Origin of the sequence: Fenollaria massiliensis (assembly GCF_000312505.2) — a bacterium.
Lineage (GTDB): Bacteria > Bacillota > Clostridia > Tissierellales > Peptoniphilaceae > Fenollaria > Fenollaria massiliensis.
Genome location: NZ_HG326226.1, coordinates 309,174 through 327,498 on the forward strand (window position 1 = coordinate 309,174; position 18,325 = coordinate 327,498).

An 18,325-nucleotide genomic window follows, 5' to 3' on the forward strand; every position below is an offset into this window, starting at 1 on the left:
ATGAAAAGAACCATAGTTACAAACAACGACTACGTTAGAGACAAATACAAAGATGACTTTGACATGATCTACATAGACAAAGTCGATAATTACACAGGTGTTTTACTTAAGGCGAGAGACCTAATTCACGAAGGATATAAACTACTTACACATCCACTATCAGGATCAGTTAAGCCGAATGAAACACCATTTAAGACAATTATTTTGGAAAAAGGAAAAGGACTAGACCAAGACGGACTTATCATAATTGAAGAAGCAATCGGAACCATTAACAAATTTTTAAATATCGAGAAAACACCCGATTACAACGAGCGCGTCATCGACGACTGCAAAGTCATAGACCTTTCCATCATAGACAACACAATCAATTTAAGAAGTTCAATCTAATGAAAGAGTTTTACATTGAAGATATGACCAGTCAGCTAAGGGGCGTTGCTAAGTCCGAGGGACTGGTCTATTTTATTAAAGGAGCCGTGCTTGGCGACACAGTCACAATCACAAACGAAGTGAAAAAGAAGAGCTTTATCGAGGCAGATGTATTGCAAATAGTCTCGCCATCGGAGTTTCGCGTGGACGGAGCAAGTGATGAGGCGATTTTATCCTCTCTTTCTTATGAAAAAGAATTCGAGTGGAAAGTTAATGGACTTAAGATGAATCTTAAGAAGATGGCTGGGCTTGACGTGGACGTAGAAGAATATATGGCGAAGACTTTAACACACTATAGAGACAATACACAGGTCAAAGTCGCTCGCGGATATAATGGTGAAGTAGCTATTGGTTATTTTGAAGAAGGCACAAATACAGTAGTCGATTCAGAAGAGATGCTCTACATGAATAAGGGAGCGCTTTCGGTTTACAAAGGACTTAGAAAATTTGTAAAAGAAAATTATAAGGGCTACGATTGGAAGGCAAAGAAAGGTGATATCAAGGACATAGTCTTTAGAAACAACGAAAAAGATGAGCTGATGATCACCTTTGTATCGCACGATGAAATTATTATCGATATTGAAAAATTAAAAGCAGCCATCGACATGAGTAAAGTCAAATCCATTTATCTAAACATAAACGATAAATCAGATAAAGTTTTGTACGGAAGGAAATTCATTAAACTATATGGAGACGACTTTTTAAGCGTTAATATCTTGGGACTTGATTTTAAAATATATCCGCAAACATTTTTGCAAGTAAATTTAGAGATGATGGACGTTTTATATAAAAAAGCACTTGAGTATCTAGGGGATGCATCGCAAATGGACGTTTTGGAGCTATACTCAGGCATAGGCACAATAAGCCTATGCGCCGCAAAAGAAGCAAAATCAGTCACAGCAGTCGAAGTCGTAGAAGCCTCAGTTAAAAGCGCAGACGAAAACGCTTTGGCAAATGGCATAAAAAACGCAAAATTCATACACGCCAAAGCAGAAGACGCGATAAATAGAGTATTGAAAGAAAAAACTTACGACGCAGTCATCGTCGACCCGCCGAGAAAGGGCCTAGACAAAAAAGTAGTAGATATGCTAAAGACTAGCGACGTAGAAAAGATTGTATACATCAGCTGTAACCACGCAAGCTTAGCGAGAGACATCGCCTTGATGAGTGAGGTGTATAAAGTGGAGAGAGTAGCCGCAGTTGATATGTTTGCAAGAAGTGGACACTTGGAGAGCGTAGTATTGATGACAAGAGAAAATGAGTAACCAGACTTTGAAAGGCTTAAAATTAATAGGTGTATGATTTTTAGATTCAACAATAAGAGTCTGGAAATTTTGAAATTAGTTATCAGAAATGTTTTCTAAATACTTGTTTGCAGCAACACTATAAATATTATGAAAAGGTTGTAGCACCAAGTAGGTAAGCATTTTCAATAATTTCCTCTTCGTTTCGCTTGCGGAAATTAAGAAAATTGCTTAACACTTTAGATATTTTGATAGGTTGTGTCAAAGGTATGGACGGGGAAGAATAAGGTAAATTAGAATTTGTAAGGAAGATAATAATGAACATGAGAGAACAAATTGAAAAATACATTAAAGAAAATCAATTAAATGTTAGTGATGAGTCTATGTGGAGTTTTGATGAGAGTATTGAAGATGAACTGTTATATTTAATATCTCATGGAATAAAAACCGCCACATCTTCACTGTATAAATTTTATGAAATGGAAAATGAGGATTTACCAAAAGTTGGTAATTTAAGAAATAATAGCGCCTTGTGTATATTGCTTGCTTTGAGGCTTGTTTCGTGCTTGTTTGTAATTAATTATAAATTACTTACTGCGTCTACGAGGTCTTTGGCTCTGTTTATTATATAGTACTTGTCGGTTGTATCGAAGTCTGTATGGCCAAGTATTCTTGTTATATACTGCTTATTCAAAACGCTTGTATTGATCATGGTTGCGTATGTTCTTCTGCAAGCGTGGGAAGTTAGTTTACTCACTCCTGCTTGTTCTAGTGCTTTATAATATATTGTTTGACCTAGATACACATCTCGGTAGGCGACTCCTGGACTTTTCTCTATCAAGTATGTTTGGTTTTCTGTACATAATTGCTTTATTAATGGCAATAGTCTATTGGGTATTGGTATGATACGATTCTTGCCTGATTCTGTCTTACTACCGTGGACTATAAAGTGCTCTTCGAGGTTAATGTACTCTATCTTACAAGTGGCAAGCTCGCCGATTCTCATTCCTGTATAGATAAGTATGATAGGGATCTCGATGTTTTTAACTTTGCCAAGGCTTGACCACATCTTTTGCACTTCTATATCTGTAAATATCTTTTTCTCTTTAGGCGCTGTTCCTTTTGGTGTTACAAGTAGTTCTGCGTAGTTTGTTGGGATGTACTCTAGCCTAAGTGCTTCTTTGCATAACATACTCATCATGCTTCTAATACGTTTGATTGTGCTTTGAGATTTATCTTTGTAGCTGTTTAGCAAATCTTGCAAGATAAATAGGTTTAAATTCTTAAGCTTTACATTTTCAATTGGCTTAAGGTAGGTAAACATATTTTTATAGCTCTTTTTTGATCTCTCTGCGATGTTGTCAAAGTGCCAACTGCTCCAGCGTGTGTAGAGCTGCTTGATTGTTATGCTCTCTAGGGATATAGGGTTTTTGATGTAGGCGATGAGTGCTTCCTCTGCTTCTAGTCTTGTCTTGTATGTGCCTATGGTTTTTTGGCTGTAAATGCCTGTAACTGGATCATATGAGCCTGGTGCTTTTGCTTGATATGGACGTCTTCTTGTGCCGCTTAGCTTTATTATGGATCCTGATCCGTTTGCTCTTCTCATTATTTTCTCCTTTCTATATTGCAAAATCATCGAAAAAATGGTATAATAGGCATGAAAATAGCCTATTTGTGTGTGCTATTTCAGACCGTGGCGTTCGTGGTGGGATGCACGGTCTTTTTATTTGACTTTTATTATAAAATAATGTATAATGTATATATTGTATCCCTTAGGTGTAGGACTCTCCCCATACGAGATGTACCGAAACTAAGGGGTTTTTTATTTAAACAAAAAAGCTCTAACAATATTTGTCAGAGCTTAAATGTAAGCGAAAACCTCGCTTCCTTCAGCTCTATTATATGTTATTATTTACTATATGTCAACTTTTAATATAGCCTTATAAAAGGACGAGAGGGAACGCTCCTTAACAAAGCATTCCCTCTCGTTGGCTAATAACACTGCCTCTATCCGTAAGTAAATAATAACAGATTTTAAATAGCTTTGTCAAGTTTTATATAAACCGTGGCGTTCGTGGTGGGATGCGCGGTCTTTTTTATTCATTTAATAATTCTAAGAACTCTTTCTCATTGATTATATTTATGTCTGCTTTACCTGCTTCGTTATAATCAATGGCTTGTTTTAATTTTCCTGTAGTACATCCAAAGTCTGCTACTACCAATATATTTGTCTTCATGGTAACGTTATCTTGATAGTTGCCTTTATTTGTAATAACTTTTTTACCTGCTTCACACCTAGACATGCTTTCTAGGTTTCCTGTAAAACAAACGTTTTTACCATTTAATTTATCATTATCAATATAATTATCTGGAATGTATGTTTTTAACATCTGATAAGCATATTGATTTTCTCTTGAAATCTTAACATCATCAATGTTTAATGATATATAAGTTGGCAAGTCTGTTATGCCATATTCTTTTATTAAATATTTATAATATGCGTCTGTTGTTATGCAGTCGTTTAAAGCATCATGTGAGCTTATTTCTATATTAAGTGTTGGTTTAATGTGTTCAAGTTTATAATCTTCTCTGTAGTCATATTGCTTTGCTAACTGTAAAATATCAATAACTTGATTTTGCATATTATTTTCAAGCTCCACGTTGATCATTCTTGTATCAAAAGGCGCATTGTATATAAATACTGGCAAATCTTCCATGAAAGCTAAAAGACTTTGCATGTATTCTTTTGCGTGTTTATAATCTTTAACCATTTCATTTGTTATTCCGTGTATTTCTGTATTGTTAATCTTTATATATGGCTTACAATACGTGTTAAATGTATCAACTACTTCTCCGTTACTAACTTTTATTGCACCTATTTGTATTATGTCATCATACAAGTGGCTAAAGCCTGTTGTTTCTGTGTCTAGTACGATGTAACTACTTGGTAGTGGTATAGATGGTCCAGATGTATCGCGCCTTTCATATGGCTTTTTCTTAGACTTCGATTTCTTTGGTGATTTTATTTCTTTTGTAACACTATGATTAGTCTCTTTCTCTTCCTTAATCTTTCTTAGCTTTTCTTGGTTTATTTTTGCATTTTCGTTAGTCTTTTTTATCCACTTAGCAAACTTAGTTCTTCTTTTTTTGCTAATAACAACATAAATAATAGGAGTTACAAACAGTACAAGTAAGAATTGATCAGCTGTCATATTTAGCTCTGCAACTAAAAATGAAAGGAATAAAAAATACAATATTATAAAAAGAAGTGTTTTGATTATTTTTTTTATCTTTTTCATAATACACCAACTTTATATTTCGTGATATACACCAACAAGTTCACCAAGTATTAAGAAATCACTTGTAACTATTGGTTCAAAGTTTGGATTAGAAGGTTGCAATACGGCATGATCATCTTTCAAGAAAAGTCTTTTTATCATAACTTCATTATTTTCCTTCAATAGAATTACTGCAATTTTTCCACTTTCAACATAATTAGTTTTTCTTACAAAAGCTTTATCTCCATCGCAGATATTATCTCCTATCATACTATCTCCATTAACTATAAGAGCAAAGTCTGCATTAGATACTTTTTTATCCATATAGAAGTAACCTTCAAAGTTTTGTTCGCACCAAATTCCATCTCCTGCGCACACATTGCCCAATATAGGCAATCTATTGACTTTTATTATTGGCTCTGCATTTATATCCTGTAAATCCATTCCAAGTATATAGATTGGACTTACATCAAATATGTTTGCCAATTTACTTATTACGCTAGTTTTCATAGCACCAACATCACCCTTTTCATACCTGACTATTGTAGGGTGAGTGACTCCTAACTTTTCTGCGAGCTCTGTTTGAGTCATATTATTTAATAGCCTAAGTTCTTTTAATCTAGCTCCAGCTTTTTTATTAAGATCTGTATTTTTCATTTTAACACCTCACATATATATTTACTAATTACATTGTACACTTATTTTATATAAAATGCAATAAAATTTTATAAAAATAAAAAAAATTTTATAAAAATAAAAAAAATTTTATAAAAAACTATTGACAAAGCAAAAAATATATCATATAATGTTCGTATAATAAACAATTTATACAAAACAAAGAAAGGTGGTGTTCGAAATGCAAACATTAAGTCTTACAAAAAAAATGGTGGACTTTGGCGATACTTATGATGATTTAGCAAAAGCATTGGGAGTTAGTGTACAAACATTGTGCAATAAAACTGTCGGCAAAACAGAGTTTCTAAGAAGCGAAATCGAAACAATAATTGAAAGGTATCAACTAACCCCTTGCGAGGTTATGGAAATTTTTTTTGCTTCAAAATGTACGGAAAATAAACATATCTTAAAACATGCCAAATAAATGTACGAAAATCAAACAAAGGAGTGTGATTATTTATGAATGAAGCAGTTGCTGATTGGAGTGATGAGGAGCATGTGAAGGCTTTAAGCCTTATTGAGGAGGCTGAAAGAAGGAAAAAGTTAATTTATTTCAGAACTCTTATCTATTACGTGACGGGCTACGATATTGCAAGTATTGATTATTTTGAACCTAGAAAGCAAATTATTGTTAGGTTTAAGGATGCATGCAGGGAGGTTTTATTTATCAACATACACACGGACAGTATTGAGGCTTGCACGTGTGAGGTGATAAGGCAGACGATAAATTATGTGGAACGAAATGATTAAAAAAATCTTAAAAACGATTGCTGAGGCTTTTGTAATGATCTATGAGATTATAAGCGATAACGAGTGGCTACAGTATATGATCTACATTTATATAATGACTGTATTAGCGCTAAGTTTCGTGTTATTACAAGCTTGGCTAATAGTTTTTGTTTCAAAATTATCGTGAGAAGAGAGGTGAAAAATGAGAATGATGAAGATTAATTTTGACGCAATATTTCGAAAAATACTTAAAATCTTTGGAATAGTGAGTCCGTCAGAGATGATGATAACACATGCAGGAAAGTTTTGTGGCGAATTAGAAGAATTTGAGCAATGTAATACTTACGACGCGCAATACGCAAGTGGAGCTATAGATTGTATGAATATTGTTAGAGACGAAATTATCAAATACAGACTTAACAATAGTGATGGTAGATATGATGATATCATATACAGATTACAAAAGGCCATAGAAGAGATTGTTAATATCACGGGGGTTGAATATGAATAAAAAACTTAGCATAGCATACACTAATGGTGTTCTTGACTCTTTATACGCAATTGGCGAGGAAATTGGAAGATACCACGATAGAAACGTTGATGGCTGCAATGATGAGATCATGAGTATACTAAGAAGTATTGAGAAAAAGATTGTGGAAGTCACAGGGGTCGATTATAAAGTCGATTATAAAATAGAACGAAATGATTAAAAGGAGGAAATTATTTATGAATGAAGAAAACAAAGGACAAGAAAAGTTTGAAGGACAAATAGGATACCTTAAGTGGATTCCTCTAGAACAACTAAAGTGGATTCCTCATAGGCCTGTTAAGTCTCATATTCAAGATGAGGACATAAGCAAGATTCACTTTGGAAGGATACGCTACATTACTCAAAGCAAGTCTAGAAGGGACGCGTTTAGAAAATTAGTAAAAGAAAAGGAGCTCAAGACTAATGACTTAACTTTAATCTTAAGCTCTATAGGTTTCAATCCTGAGGTATACCACTACACTGTGCCTGGTGCTAGGTATAGGCACTACTTATACCAAGAAGATGCTATGAAAGAATTAGAAGACGATCTATATGAATAGGTGGGATGAGTAGCGCTTCTTTTAACGGCTCATTGCTAAGACGTCCAGACCAATAATCTAAAGCAAGCTTGTGGCACTGTATGATCGTCTCGCCCTTAACGAGATTCATATCGCCTATGTGATAGTTTTCATGATCTATGCTTACTTCATAGATTTTGAAGAAAGGATATTTTAGCGCAAAGTTTATAGCGTCTTCTAATGATGTAAAAGCAAAGAAGCTTTGAAAGCGTGACGGCTTATCTGGGAAGTACATTCGCCTATATAGTTCGAAGATTTGTTCGGTAGATGTTTCTTTATGGAAGTCTTTGAATGATTCTATGGCATACTGGTCGCCATGGAAGGATAGGCCGCCTGGGAAGAGTTCGAGAAGTGTTTCGTTTAACTCTGCTGGTAGTACGTGTGGATGTATTAGCTCGATGGTTTTTAGATTTTTGAGAGTATCTGTTCTATCGACATGGTAGAAAATCAAATTATTCACCTCCTTGTGATTATTATATCACTAAGGGGAGATAAGAGAGCAAATTATTAAAGGGGGAATGATGATGGAGATTAATTGCAAGTTATCTGTTGACAATGAAGAGAATATTAAGAAGTTTATAAGGATGTTTTCTGAAATTGAAGAATTGTTTGACTGTAAATGCACTCTTGATATAAGTGTTTTTACTCATCAAAATTACGAAGTGTTTAAAAAAGATGATAATGATTAGATCTAGAAGAAGTGATTGGCATGAGGTATCCAAAGTGAAGGCTATGGACTATGGAAGGAAGCTTTTAAAGGTTCTTGGTTACTGTGTGCCTATGGCTGATCAGCTAAGGCACCTTGAGAGGTTTATCAAGGGGATTGATGTAAGTGAGATTATTGAAGGGGGAATTTACAATGAATAAAAAGCATAAGGTTACTTATTATTTTAGTGGCACAACTATAGATCATGAGGTTAAAGATGAGAATGAACTTAGGAATATATTCAAGGCTCTTGATGAGAGTAGACCCATAACTATAGTATTTGATGATGAGGACAGAAAGATATTGGTAAATACTAGCTGTGTTGAAGCTGTTGAGATTGAGGGGATTGAAAATCAGGAACTTTAATCAGTAAAAGGGACGCAAGGCTAATTATTTATAAATAAGGATGGTGGAATAATGGAAAATAATATTGATTACAAGGCTGGTTTAAGGAAAGTTAGCATTGATGAGATTAGTGAGTTTACTGGTCTAGCTCAGCCGACTGTGAGGGCTTTTCTGGAGCAAGGGCTATTTCCTTTTGGGGTATGTGCGAATGCTTCGTCTGGTAAGAAGAGGGTTGTGTATGTGCATCCGATTTTGTGGGAGAGGTTTAAGAAGGGTGAGATACCTTTTATAAGTGTTAAGTCTCAAGCTGGTATTGAGGCTAGGTTTAATGATTAGGAGGGTTTTATATGGAATATACTTGTGGGGTTACTGATTGCATAAATATTATTAAGGAAGAGATTAACAGGTGCCGTCTTAGTAACAGGAAGGGCAGAAATGATGAGGTTATAAAAAGGCTTAGAAATGTTATAAGGGAGATTACTGAGCTTACGGGGGTTGAATATGAGTAAGGGGATTTATAAGGAAAAGCTAAGCTCTTATGAGCTTGAAAATATGGATGTATCTGAGCTTAAGGAAAGGATAAGAATGCTTGAGGATGAGCTTGGTGAGAAGCTTAGTATGAATGATGTTACTGTAAGGGTTATGTGTGAATATATTAAGGACATTGAGGAAAAGTTTGAATTTACTAAAGATATGCTATCTACGTACAAGGCTGAGCTTGAAAAGTACAGAGAAATAGGTGTTTGTAATGAGAAAGATAAATCATAATGCGCCGTTTTGGAGGTTGGCTAGAAAAGTGAAAGATATAGCTGGGATATTATTGGGCGCGCTTTCTATAACTGCTTTGTTTTTCATGGGATATATCCTTTTATGGGCGATGATGGGCTATTAAGATAAACGAGGAGGGGAAAATGAAGAAGGATAATTATTTATATTTTCTGTTTATAAAAAACAAGCCTAACTTAATTGTATTAGCTGTATTTATATGTATTGCAGCGCTTTTATCTTATTTTAGCAAGCAGGGAATTTTGGAGTTTATACTTTTACTGGCGATAATGATACTTGTATTTTGTTTGACTATGTCAAGTTTAAAAGCATTTGAAGTCTACAAGGAAGCTAAAAGAGCTAAGGAAGCTGATGAATTAGAAAAGCAGTTACGCGGCATCGCAAGTCTTTATATATGCAAGGCTGAAATGGAGAGGCGAAAGCGCCACGATCTAAACAATAAGGAGGTAAGGGATAATGAATATTGAGGAGCTTAGCATAAGGCTAAGGATAATAACTATAAACAGGCAGCTTTATGAAAAGATGGAGCTTAAGAGGCAAAAACTTGAAACATGTGGTGCTATGGCTGCTGTAATTCTTGCTATGTGTCAAGGTGATGAAAGCGCAATGAAGGCAGGATTAGCATATACTTACGCAAGTTTAATTGCTGGAAATTATATTGATGGCTATTTAGAAAAGAATATAAACATATTAGAAATATATAATAATCAAATAAAGAGAGTACAAGACCCACTGATAAAGGCAAGTATTGATAGCTGTAGAGAAGATACACTTATCAGGAACTTTATTAAGGCTACGAGCTTGATTCTTGATGATGGATATAGTGAAGAGGCTCTTGGTACAGCTATAAAAGCTATCATTGAGTGTGCTATGCATTATTATATAGATCTAGAGAAGGCTATTGAGAAAGTATATCATTTTATCCAAAGGGATACTGAAGAAATAGCACTTAGAAAGATAGTGAATAAAGAGGGTGGCATATTTGGCGATTAGTAATGAAAGGGCGAAGGAACTGCTTATAAGTGGTGCGCCTGTGATGAGGGACGGCATTATGTATAAAAAGATTAGTGCTTTGGTCTTTCGTATGGGTGAGGGTCTGGTTGATCCATACGCTGAGGTGCTTGACAGCAATACTAATTCTGTTGTGGTCTGTCCTCTTAAGTGGCTTGATGAGGTGGACGCAAAGGGTATTGACGCTGACTGCACTATTGACAATGATAGGGTGATTACTATGTATAACAAGTGTAAGGATTTGATGGGTGAACTTTCTTCCTTTATATATAGTAGAAAGTATGATCAGGCGCAAGGCAAGATTAATAATCTCTTAAGGCACTTGATGAGACTTGAGGGCGCTATGGGTGTTTTTGATGATTTATAGAAAAAGAAAAAGGGGTGCTTTTTTATAAGCCCCCCTTAGGTTGTCTAATGGTATAATGTCTCTTCTTATATATATTATACCATTTATTGGCTTAATGTGCAAGCCTTTGATGAGCTTGTACTAGGTATTATTTTTGTAACCAATTTGTAGGTGTAGTATGAGGACGTTTATTAGGGAGAAAAAAATTCACTGTGGAAGTGATTACATGGAGGTGGATTTATTTTCTTTAAGTAAAAATCAAATATCTAAGAAGGGCAAACGTGCGAAGAAGGAGAGGGTATCTCTTAACGCGCAGAAAAATCTCAATGATAAGAATGCTAGAAGAAGGTTTCTATGGATCTGTGAAGCGAACTTTTCTAAGAACAGTTACTCCGTGACTTTGACTTATAGTGATGAGTTTCTGCCTGACTCTCTTGAGGGAGCTGAGAGGGAGCTAAGGAACTATTTAAGACGTGTGGCGAGAAGAAGGAAGAAGGAGGGTCTTGATGATTTAAAGTACATCGTAGTTACTTCTTCTAGGTGTGATGATGATGAGAGTCCTGTTCGTGTGCATCACCACGTCCTTATGAATGACGGCTTAGATCGTGATGCGATTGAAGGCTTATGGAGAAAGACTATGGGCAAGGGTAAGGGCAAGCGCTCTATTGGTTTTGTAAATTGCGACAGGATACGCGCTGATTATAACAGCGGGATTCAAAGACTGTGTTCGTATCTATCGGGAAACCCAAAGCAGAAGAGAAGGTGGTCTTGCTCTCAAAATCTAGCAAGGCCGTGGATAAGGAATAATGATCACAGGTACTCGAGAAGGGCTTTAAACACTATTGCGACTGAGGGTACTAGCTTTGAGTTGATTAAAAGGCTTTATCCTGGATATGCGATTTTAGACAAGGACTATGGCTTTAAGGCTATTTACAATGAGTTCACTGGATGGAGTGTGTACTTAAAGCTCAGGAGGCTAAAGGAGTGATGTTATATGTACAGAAATGGTAAGTCGTATTTATTAGACATTATGAAAAAAGAGGGAGAGTTATTATCTGCAAAGAGGATTAAGGAGATGGAGTATCATCCTAGCAAGGACGCAAACAACTACTATATCATAACTTGCCCATTTTGTGGAACAAAGACGAGAGCGCAGGTTAGAGGTTATGGCTCAAGGGGTCGCAAGTGTTCTGGCTGCTCTGCTATGTTTAGAAGCGAGTGGGCTACGAGGAAGATAAATGACTAAGAAGGATTTAAGAAGAATTATTGACCTGGACAAGAAGATTAACTGTCTACGTGGTGAGATCGCTAGGCTTGAGCATGATTTACGTTATGCAAGAAGTGTAGACTATCAATCTAGTATAAGAGGCTCTAGCCCATCTAGTTTTGATGGCTCGATTGCTAAGATTTGTGATATGAAAAGTAGGGTCAAAGATGAGATTGATGAGCTGACTAGGCTAAAGGATAAGGCTAAGGAGCCTATTGAGTCTCTTGAGGGTGTGTACTATGAGGTGATGAGCAAGAGGTATTTGCAAGGAAAGGTGTGGCATACTATTGCCATGGAGATGCACTATTCGGAGAGTCATGTCTTAAGGATCCACGGGGAGGCTCTTAAGAAACTAAGTAAAACTGAATAATTTATCTAAATGAGAGCGAATGATAGTAAATGATAGTTGGGGTCGTGATATAATGATAGTGTGCATAGATGGATAACGATTCATTATCACCTCCTTGAATTAATTTAGCGGAGCTCTCGTAGTTGGTACGAGGGCTCTTTGCTTTATTAGCTTATGGTTTATATAAACCACGGGTGGCTTTACATGGCGATGGCTTTTAATAGCCGAGGCTATATTTTGTAGGGGGGGTGCTATATTATTTTAGGGGAGGCTATGTATATGGCGAAGGAGCTAAGGGCTGACAAGGCTGGGCCACACAGGGCTCAGTATGAGATAAACAAGAAGAAGATATTAAAGATGGAGTCTGTATGTGGGATATGTGGCAGACCTGTTGATAAGAGTCTGAAGTACCCTGACCCGATGGCTGGGTGTGTGGATCACATCATTCCAATCGCCAAAGGGGGACACCCGAGCGCACTGGAGAATCTGCAGCTTGCTCATTGGTGTTGCAACAGACAAAAGTCAGACAAGCTCTTTGTGATGCAAGAGAAGAAGATACCAACGAACAGGAATTTGCCACAAAGTTGTGATTGGAAGAACTACAAGGCAAAAGATTAGACATTAGAGGGGGCATACCACCCCACCCATATCGGCTAAATACCTTCAGCTCGTTATTGTACATTTTTTCGCGTGCAGGAACGAGGGGAGAGGGTGGGCGATAGATGTCTAATTTATATATATATTTTATCAAAGTATAATGGATGAGTTTTTTAAAGAAAATTGCATCAAAATTTTGAAAATTTAGAAAAATTATGAAAAAATGTCTTCAAAATGTGCTGTTTTTTACAAAATTATGTACCAAAGTGTAAAAAATGAGTCAATTTTGATTTTCTTATGGACAGTTAATGTTTTTACATAAAATAAGCTTGATCTAGGAGGTTTTTATGGAACAAGGTTTAGATTACTTAAGAGGCAAACTTAATTATCACAAAAGAAGGGTTGATACCAGGTACACTTACTACGACAGTAAGTACCAAGAAAGGGACTTAGGGCTAGTCATACCTCCAGACATAAGGCAGAGGTATCGCTCGTGCTTAGGTTGGTGCACTAAGGCGGTTGACGCTCTTGCAGATAGGCTTGTCTTTAAAGAGTTCGCTGAAGATAATTTTGAACTGAACGAGATCTTTAATTTAAACAACCCTGATATATTTTTCGACTCAGCAATATTATCTGCTTTGATTGCGTCTTGTGCCTTTGTGTATATCTCTATGGGTGATGAGGGTTATCCAAGATTACAGGTAATTGAGGCAAGCAACGCTACTGGCATACTAGATCCGATTACTGGACTTTTAAAAGAGGGTTATGCTGTGCTTGATCGTGATGACAAGGGCAAGCCGACTTTGGAAGCACACTTTTTACGCGATAGGACTGATTTTTATAATGGCAATGATCTTGTTGACAGTAGAAGCAATCCTGCTGACGTGCCGCTACTTGTGCCTATCATACACAGGCCTGATGCTGTGAGACCTTTCGGTAGGTCTAGAATAACAAGGGCATGTATGTATTATCAAGGACACGCAAAGAGAACTTTAGAGCGTGCAGATATAACTGCTGAGTTTTATAGTTTTCCACAGAAATACATTGTAGGCTTGTCTCAAACGGCTGAGCCTATGGACAAGTGGAAGGCGACCATATCAAGTATGCTGCAATTCACAAAGGACGAAGACGGAGACGCGCCAAAGCTTGGACAGTTTACATCTACATCGATGTCGCCATTTACAGAGCAGCTAAAGACTATAGCATCGAGCTTTGCAGGTGAGACTGGTCTTACTCTTGATGACTTAGGCTTCGTGACTGACAATCCGTCAAGTGCTGAAGCGATTAAGGCAAGCCATGAGACTTTAAGAGTAACAGCTCGTAAGGCTCAAAGATGTTTTGGCAGTGGCTTTCTAAATGTCGGCTACGTTGCCAGGTGTTTAGCTGATGACTATAATTATGTGCGTAATCAGTTTTATTTAACTAAGGCTAAGTGGTACCCTGTATTCGAGCCTGACATGGCAGCACTTTCTGGTGTGGGTGATGCGGCCATAAAGATAAATCAAGCTGTGCCTGATTACTTTAACAAGGATAATTTATCTGACTTTACTGGACTTGATGCGTAATGAAAACTGTTATATTCTTATGTGGTTTAATCGGAGCAGGCAAAACAACATATGCTCAAAAGCATTTTAAGCCTTTTACTGATTTAGACTACATGCCAATGTATTCAAAAAAATCTGATCAGATAAGACTTACGCAAAGATTATTAAAAACAAATGATGAGGTTTGCCACATAACTTGTTACCCGACAGAGGAAGAAGCAAAAGCTTTTAGAGGATACAATAAGAGATTTGTCTTGATCGATACTGGACTTAGGCAAGCAAAAACCAATGTAATCATTAGGAACAGGCAAAGGGATATGATGAACTTGGCAAATGTACTTGAATCTAATTTAGACTTAGTAAAAAAGTATAAAAATGCTAAAGTCAAATGGGAAGTAGTAAAGGTGTTTTAGATGGACGAGAGAGACTTAATAGAAAAGCTTAAAAAAGAGATAGCTGATACTTTTGATGATAAGCTTGTAAACAGCAAAGTTGTAAAAGAAAAGGTAAAGAAGCTGAGTAAAAAGATTGCCACTTACATTGATACTAATGAAATTTCCATAGAGTCAGGAAGGCTACTTGCACAGACGTTTACAGAAAAAATCAATGAAGAATTATTTGAAAATGGCAAGATGAGTGAAGAGTTTGCTAAAGGTGTTATAAAGCCAAACATTGAAAGGAACTACGAGATTGTATCGGGATATACTAAAGATGTTCAAGATAGTTTAAACAAAAAAGCGGGTATAAATATAAAAAGTCAAAGAGCAAATTTTAATGAAGAAAGAGCAGATAATCTTTGCAAGAAGATAGCTGAAAAAGACTTTGAAGATACTAAGTGGCTTTTAGATGAGCCAATTATTAATAGCAGTCAATCCATAGTAGATGACACGATAAAAGTAAATGCAGAGTTTAATAGTAATGCAGGCCTTGAGTCAAGAATAATTAGAATGGAAGCTGGTAATTGCTGTCCATACTGCGCTAATCTCGTAGGGACTTATAAGTATCCAGAGGATACTGAAGCAAACCCTAATGTGTGGAAGAGGCATAGGTTTTGCAGATGCAAGCTTGAGCATATAACAAAAAAAGGCATAAAGAGAATCAATAATGATTGGAACGAAGAAAAGCATAAAAAGAAAAGGCGAAGAGAATTATATAAAAAAGTTGATAAATTAGATAAAGCAAAGAGAAACATCAACAAGCAAACAATAAAAGAGATTGAAGAAAAAAACTGGAGTCCTGAGTTTAAAGCTAAGGCGATAAAACTCTATAGAGATGCTCACAAAAAGAAGGTTGAATTTTCTAGCCACGCTATAGCTAGAGGTTTGGATAGGGCAATAAATAAGGCTGGCTTGACCGAAGAAGACTTAATAAATATAGCAAAATCAAAACCGAAATATACTCAGGGTAGTGGAAGATTGATTTATTGTTCAAAAAATATATATCTAGTTAGAGACATGGAGACAGGAGACTTTGTTTCTATACTAGAAAGAGATTTACCAAGAAAGGATTGGATTGAGATCAATGGATAAAATAAATGAGCTATTAAGCATAATAAACAATGGCTTAAAAAACAAACTAGTTAAAGAACATGATTTTTCAACAAATATAGAGGATTATATTCACGACAACTTCTGGGACATCGAAAAAGAAAATCATGAAGTAGCTATTTTTTTAAATGATGATATAATTGATATTTGTGAGCAAACAGAACCTGGACTAGAAGGTACAAACTTTAGAAAAGAAATAGAACAAGCATATAATGCTTTATTAAAAATGTTAAGGCTATAGTGCCGCTTGTTTAATCGTGAATAATCGAGACTTAATCGTGTGAAAATATAAAGAAAATGTGTAAATATAGAGGAATCAATCGTGTGTTTTATAACGCACGATTTTTTATTGCAAAATTTAGGAGGTAACGACGAAGAAAAATGAAAGGAAATCAAGGGGTGCAGGATTTATGACGCTACTTGCTATTGTATTTATAACGCTTAAGCTTACTGGCAATATTACATGGCCATGGCTGTGGGTACTTGCTCCTATATGGGCGCCACTGCTTTTAGCTGGAATTATAGTTTATATCCTAGTGATTATTGCTGATTTAAAGGATGAATATTAAGGGAGTGATAGAGTGAAAAGAGATATGGAACTTGTAAGATCTATACTTATTGAAGCTTCCAAATCTATGGGCGACTTAAACTGCCAAAGTTTTATAAACGACGCAAACGATTTACAAAAGGTTATTTATAATGTTGAGATTATGAAGGAAGCTGGTCTTATAAATGCAAACATAAATAAGGCTATGAATGGTGTATATATTGATGCTTATATAAAAAGCTTGACTTGGCAAGGTAATGACTTATTGGACGCAATAGTTAATGATAATGTATGGGCTGAGACTAAGAAGAAGATTTTTAATAAATTCAAATCTGTAAGTTTTGATATTATCAAAAAAGTTGCTGAGGAAATTATTATACAAGCTCTTTTAGGAGCTTAGCCTTGGCTAGAAAAAAGATAGGAAGTCAGACACCAACTCTTTCTAAGCTTAAGAGATACACTAAGAGCGACTACAAAAAAGCGATAGATCTATACGAAAAATCTGGCAATAAGGCTCAAAAATGGCAAGAAACGATTCTAAAGCACATCTTAGCGTACAATAAGAATCATTTATGGGTGCATACCAAGTTTGGTTACTCTTTGCCTAGACGTAATGGTAAGAGTGAGATACTACTTATGCGTGAGCTATATGGCATTATGGAAGGCGAGCAAATAAACCACACGGCGCACAGAACGACAACGTCGCACGCATCGTGGGAAAAGCTATGCAGGGTGCTTGACAAGATAGGTATCACGTATGAATCGCTAAGAGCAACTGGAAGAGAAAGGGTTGAGATACCAGAGACGGGCGGCAGGGTGGAGTTTAGAACAAGAACCACTACAGGGGGTCTCGGCGAAGGCTTCGACCTACTTATCATTGATGAGGCTCAAGAGTACACTGCTGATCAAGAGTCGGCTCTTAAGTATGTTGTTACTGACTCACAAAATCCTCAGACTCTGATGTGTGGTACTCCGCCAACAGTAGTAAGCGCTGGCACAGTCTTTGTTGATTTCAAGAATGATGTCATAGAAGGCGCTAGTAAGAACGGCGCTTGGTGTGAGTGGGGAGTTGAAGAGCAATCTGATCCACACGATAAAAAATTATGGTACAAGACAAATCCATCTTTAGGTACTATATTTACTGAAAGAAGTGTAGAAGATGAGATAGGTAATGACATAGTAGACTTTAACATACAAAGGCTAGGCCTATGGATCAAGTACAATCAAAAATCAGCTATAAGTGAAGTCGATTGGCTCGCTTGTAAGGTAGATAAGCTTCCTGAACTTAAGGGAAGCTTGTTTTGTGGAGTTAAGTTTGGCCAAGATGGTAGAAACGCAGCTCTCAGCATAGCTGTTAAAACTGTGGAAGATGACGTCTTTATAGAGTCTATCGACTGTCAATCGGTCAAAAATGGTGATGACTGGCTTATAGATTTTATGAAGCAGTCTAAGCCTGAGCTTATAGTTATAGATGGCGCAAGCAGACAGAGTATACTACAAGAAGAATTAAGAGCAGCTAAGATTAAGAATATTTGCCTACCGACTGTAAAAGAAATTATAAACGCTAACTCTTTATGGGAGCAGGCTATATATGAAAAGACCATCTCACATATGGATCAAGCCTCTCTATCGCAAGTTGCTACAAATTGTGAGAAGAGAAACATAGGAAGCCAAGGCGGCTTTGGATATAGAGCACAATTTGAAGAGATGGACATATCCTTAATGGATAGTGCGCTGCTAGCACATTGGGCTTGCAAGAATTATGTAAAGCCTAAGAAACAAAAGATTATATATTAGTTATTAAGCAAAGGCAAGTTTTTA

General features: G+C 36.3%; 32 protein-coding genes. 28 read left to right on the forward strand and 4 right to left on the reverse strand.

Annotation, left to right across the window (positions count from 1 at the left end):
- The 3 genes from BN30_RS05110 (at window position 1) to BN30_RS09885 (ending at window position 2,302) form a co-directional block, all read left to right on the forward strand.
- A complete protein-coding gene (locus BN30_RS05110; RefSeq protein WP_019214438.1) occupies window positions 1-387 on the forward strand; it encodes a GrdX family protein in 387 nt (128 codons plus the stop codon).
- A complete protein-coding gene (gene rlmD / locus BN30_RS05115; RefSeq protein ID WP_019214439.1) occupies window positions 387-1,691 on the forward strand; it encodes a 23S rRNA (uracil(1939)-C(5))-methyltransferase RlmD in 1,305 nt (434 codons plus the stop codon). Before BN30_RS05110 ends, rlmD begins: the two co-directional genes overlap by 1 nt.
- Window positions 1,692-1,987: 296 nt before the next feature.
- Window positions 1,988-2,302, forward strand: coding sequence for an ASCH domain-containing protein (locus tag BN30_RS09885; protein WP_084691375.1), 315 nt, complete (start codon window positions 1,988-1,990; stop codon window positions 2,300-2,302).
- On the opposite strand, the gene BN30_RS05120 is transcribed toward BN30_RS09885, so the two are convergent.
- The 3 genes from BN30_RS05120 to BN30_RS09115 form a co-directional block, all read right to left on the reverse strand.
- The gene (locus BN30_RS05120; protein ID WP_019214440.1) at window positions 2,251-3,276 is read right to left on the reverse strand and encodes a tyrosine-type recombinase/integrase; all 1,026 of its coding nucleotides are present in this window, start codon (window positions 3,274-3,276) and stop codon (window positions 2,251-2,253) included. The two genes, BN30_RS09885 and BN30_RS05120, sit on opposite strands and share 52 nt — an antisense overlap.
- Before the next feature lie 490 nt (window positions 3,277-3,766).
- Window positions 3,767-4,969 (reverse strand): 3'-5' exonuclease, encoded by a 1,203-nt coding sequence (locus BN30_RS05125; RefSeq protein WP_019214441.1) that lies wholly within the window; start codon window positions 4,967-4,969, stop codon window positions 3,767-3,769.
- A 12-nt stretch (window positions 4,970-4,981) separates the two neighbouring features.
- Window positions 4,982-5,605 (reverse strand): LexA family protein, encoded by a 624-nt coding sequence (locus BN30_RS09115; protein ID WP_019214442.1) that lies wholly within the window; start codon window positions 5,603-5,605, stop codon window positions 4,982-4,984.
- Window positions 5,606-5,804: 199 nt separating this feature from the next.
- Here BN30_RS09115 and BN30_RS05140 point away from each other — a divergent pair, with 199 nt between their 5' ends.
- From BN30_RS05140 to BN30_RS05165, 5 genes are all read left to right on the forward strand, one after another.
- Complete coding sequence (locus BN30_RS05140; protein ID WP_019214443.1) at window positions 5,805-6,047, forward strand: phage regulatory CII family protein; 243 nt, start codon at window positions 5,805-5,807, stop codon at window positions 6,045-6,047.
- A 35-nt stretch (window positions 6,048-6,082) separates the two neighbouring features.
- Window positions 6,083-6,373, forward strand: coding sequence for a hypothetical protein (locus tag BN30_RS05145; RefSeq protein WP_019214444.1), 291 nt, complete (start codon window positions 6,083-6,085; stop codon window positions 6,371-6,373).
- A gap of 187 nt (window positions 6,374-6,560) precedes the next feature.
- Window positions 6,561-6,863, forward strand: coding sequence for a hypothetical protein (locus BN30_RS05155; protein WP_154648836.1), 303 nt, complete (start codon window positions 6,561-6,563; stop codon window positions 6,861-6,863).
- Window positions 6,856-7,062, forward strand: a complete 207-nt coding sequence (locus tag BN30_RS05160; RefSeq protein WP_019214447.1) for a hypothetical protein — start codon at window positions 6,856-6,858, stop codon at window positions 7,060-7,062. Before BN30_RS05155 ends, BN30_RS05160 begins: the two co-directional genes overlap by 8 nt.
- A gap of 16 nt (window positions 7,063-7,078) precedes the next feature.
- Window positions 7,079-7,441, forward strand: coding sequence for a hypothetical protein (locus BN30_RS05165; RefSeq protein WP_019214448.1), 363 nt, complete (start codon window positions 7,079-7,081; stop codon window positions 7,439-7,441).
- Here BN30_RS05165 and BN30_RS05170 read toward each other — a convergent pair.
- Window positions 7,407-7,910 (reverse strand): hypothetical protein, encoded by a 504-nt coding sequence (locus BN30_RS05170; protein ID WP_019214449.1) that lies wholly within the window; start codon window positions 7,908-7,910, stop codon window positions 7,407-7,409. The genes BN30_RS05165 and BN30_RS05170 overlap by 35 nt on opposite strands.
- A 70-nt stretch (window positions 7,911-7,980) precedes the next feature.
- Between BN30_RS05170 and BN30_RS10055 the strand changes: the two genes are divergently transcribed.
- From BN30_RS10055 to BN30_RS05275, 20 genes are all read left to right on the forward strand, one after another.
- A complete protein-coding gene (locus BN30_RS10055) occupies window positions 7,981-8,148 on the forward strand; it encodes a hypothetical protein (RefSeq protein WP_154648837.1) in 168 nt (55 codons plus the stop codon).
- Entirely contained in the window at window positions 8,141-8,326 is a 186-nt protein-coding gene (locus BN30_RS05180; RefSeq protein WP_154648838.1) for a hypothetical protein, read from the forward strand. Before BN30_RS10055 ends, BN30_RS05180 begins: the two co-directional genes overlap by 8 nt.
- A complete protein-coding gene (locus BN30_RS05185) occupies window positions 8,319-8,531 on the forward strand; it encodes a hypothetical protein (protein ID WP_019214452.1) in 213 nt (70 codons plus the stop codon). Before BN30_RS05180 ends, BN30_RS05185 begins: the two co-directional genes overlap by 8 nt.
- Before the next feature lie 51 nt (window positions 8,532-8,582).
- Window positions 8,583-8,846, forward strand: a complete 264-nt coding sequence (locus BN30_RS05190; protein ID WP_019214453.1) for a hypothetical protein — start codon at window positions 8,583-8,585, stop codon at window positions 8,844-8,846.
- An 11-nt stretch (window positions 8,847-8,857) separates the two neighbouring features.
- Entirely contained in the window at window positions 8,858-9,019 is a 162-nt protein-coding gene (locus BN30_RS10060; protein ID WP_019214454.1) for a hypothetical protein, read from the forward strand.
- Window positions 9,012-9,278: a hypothetical protein gene (locus BN30_RS09630; RefSeq protein ID WP_019214455.1), complete on the forward strand. Its 267-nt coding sequence runs from the start codon at window positions 9,012-9,014 to the stop codon at window positions 9,276-9,278. The genes BN30_RS10060 and BN30_RS09630 overlap by 8 nt, the downstream gene beginning before the upstream one ends.
- 143 nt (window positions 9,279-9,421) lie before the next feature.
- Window positions 9,422-9,763: a hypothetical protein gene (locus tag BN30_RS05210; protein ID WP_019214457.1), complete on the forward strand. Its 342-nt coding sequence runs from the start codon at window positions 9,422-9,424 to the stop codon at window positions 9,761-9,763.
- Entirely contained in the window at window positions 9,753-10,289 is a 537-nt protein-coding gene (locus BN30_RS05215) for a hypothetical protein (protein WP_019214458.1), read from the forward strand. The genes BN30_RS05210 and BN30_RS05215 overlap by 11 nt, the downstream gene beginning before the upstream one ends.
- Complete coding sequence (locus tag BN30_RS05220) at window positions 10,279-10,674, forward strand: hypothetical protein (RefSeq protein ID WP_019214459.1); 396 nt, start codon at window positions 10,279-10,281, stop codon at window positions 10,672-10,674. The genes BN30_RS05215 and BN30_RS05220 overlap by 11 nt, the downstream gene beginning before the upstream one ends.
- A gap of 157 nt (window positions 10,675-10,831) precedes the next feature.
- Window positions 10,832-11,641 (forward strand): hypothetical protein, encoded by an 810-nt coding sequence (locus BN30_RS05225; RefSeq protein WP_019214460.1) that lies wholly within the window; start codon window positions 10,832-10,834, stop codon window positions 11,639-11,641.
- A gap of 6 nt (window positions 11,642-11,647) precedes the next feature.
- Window positions 11,648-11,899 (forward strand): hypothetical protein, encoded by a 252-nt coding sequence (locus BN30_RS05230; RefSeq protein ID WP_019214461.1) that lies wholly within the window; start codon window positions 11,648-11,650, stop codon window positions 11,897-11,899.
- Window positions 11,892-12,290, forward strand: a complete 399-nt coding sequence (locus BN30_RS05235) for a hypothetical protein (RefSeq protein ID WP_019214462.1) — start codon at window positions 11,892-11,894, stop codon at window positions 12,288-12,290. The genes BN30_RS05230 and BN30_RS05235 overlap by 8 nt, the downstream gene beginning before the upstream one ends.
- Before the next feature lie 258 nt (window positions 12,291-12,548).
- A complete protein-coding gene (locus BN30_RS05240; RefSeq protein ID WP_034450455.1) occupies window positions 12,549-12,887 on the forward strand; it encodes an HNH endonuclease in 339 nt (112 codons plus the stop codon).
- 326 nt (window positions 12,888-13,213) lie between these two features.
- Window positions 13,214-14,431 (forward strand): phage portal protein, encoded by a 1,218-nt coding sequence (locus tag BN30_RS05245; protein ID WP_019214464.1) that lies wholly within the window; start codon window positions 13,214-13,216, stop codon window positions 14,429-14,431.
- Window positions 14,431-14,823 carry an ATP-binding protein gene (locus tag BN30_RS05250; protein WP_019214465.1) on the forward strand — a complete coding sequence of 131 codons (393 nt, stop codon included), beginning with the start codon at window positions 14,431-14,433 and terminating at the stop codon, window positions 14,821-14,823. The genes BN30_RS05245 and BN30_RS05250 overlap by 1 nt, the downstream gene beginning before the upstream one ends.
- The gene (locus tag BN30_RS09635; RefSeq protein WP_019214466.1) at window positions 14,824-15,939 is read left to right on the forward strand and encodes a hypothetical protein; all 1,116 of its coding nucleotides are present in this window, start codon (window positions 14,824-14,826) and stop codon (window positions 15,937-15,939) included.
- A complete protein-coding gene (locus tag BN30_RS05260) occupies window positions 15,932-16,198 on the forward strand; it encodes a hypothetical protein (RefSeq protein ID WP_019214467.1) in 267 nt (88 codons plus the stop codon). The genes BN30_RS09635 and BN30_RS05260 overlap by 8 nt, the downstream gene beginning before the upstream one ends.
- 169 nt (window positions 16,199-16,367) lie before the next feature.
- Entirely contained in the window at window positions 16,368-16,526 is a 159-nt protein-coding gene (locus tag BN30_RS10065; protein WP_019214468.1) for a hypothetical protein, read from the forward strand.
- 12 nt (window positions 16,527-16,538) lie between these two features.
- A complete protein-coding gene (locus BN30_RS05270) occupies window positions 16,539-16,904 on the forward strand; it encodes a DUF2513 domain-containing protein (protein WP_019214469.1) in 366 nt (121 codons plus the stop codon).
- 2 nt (window positions 16,905-16,906) lie between these two features.
- Window positions 16,907-18,301, forward strand: a complete 1,395-nt coding sequence (locus BN30_RS05275; RefSeq protein WP_019214470.1) for a terminase large subunit — start codon at window positions 16,907-16,909, stop codon at window positions 18,299-18,301.
- Window positions 18,302-18,325: the final 24 nt, after the last annotated feature.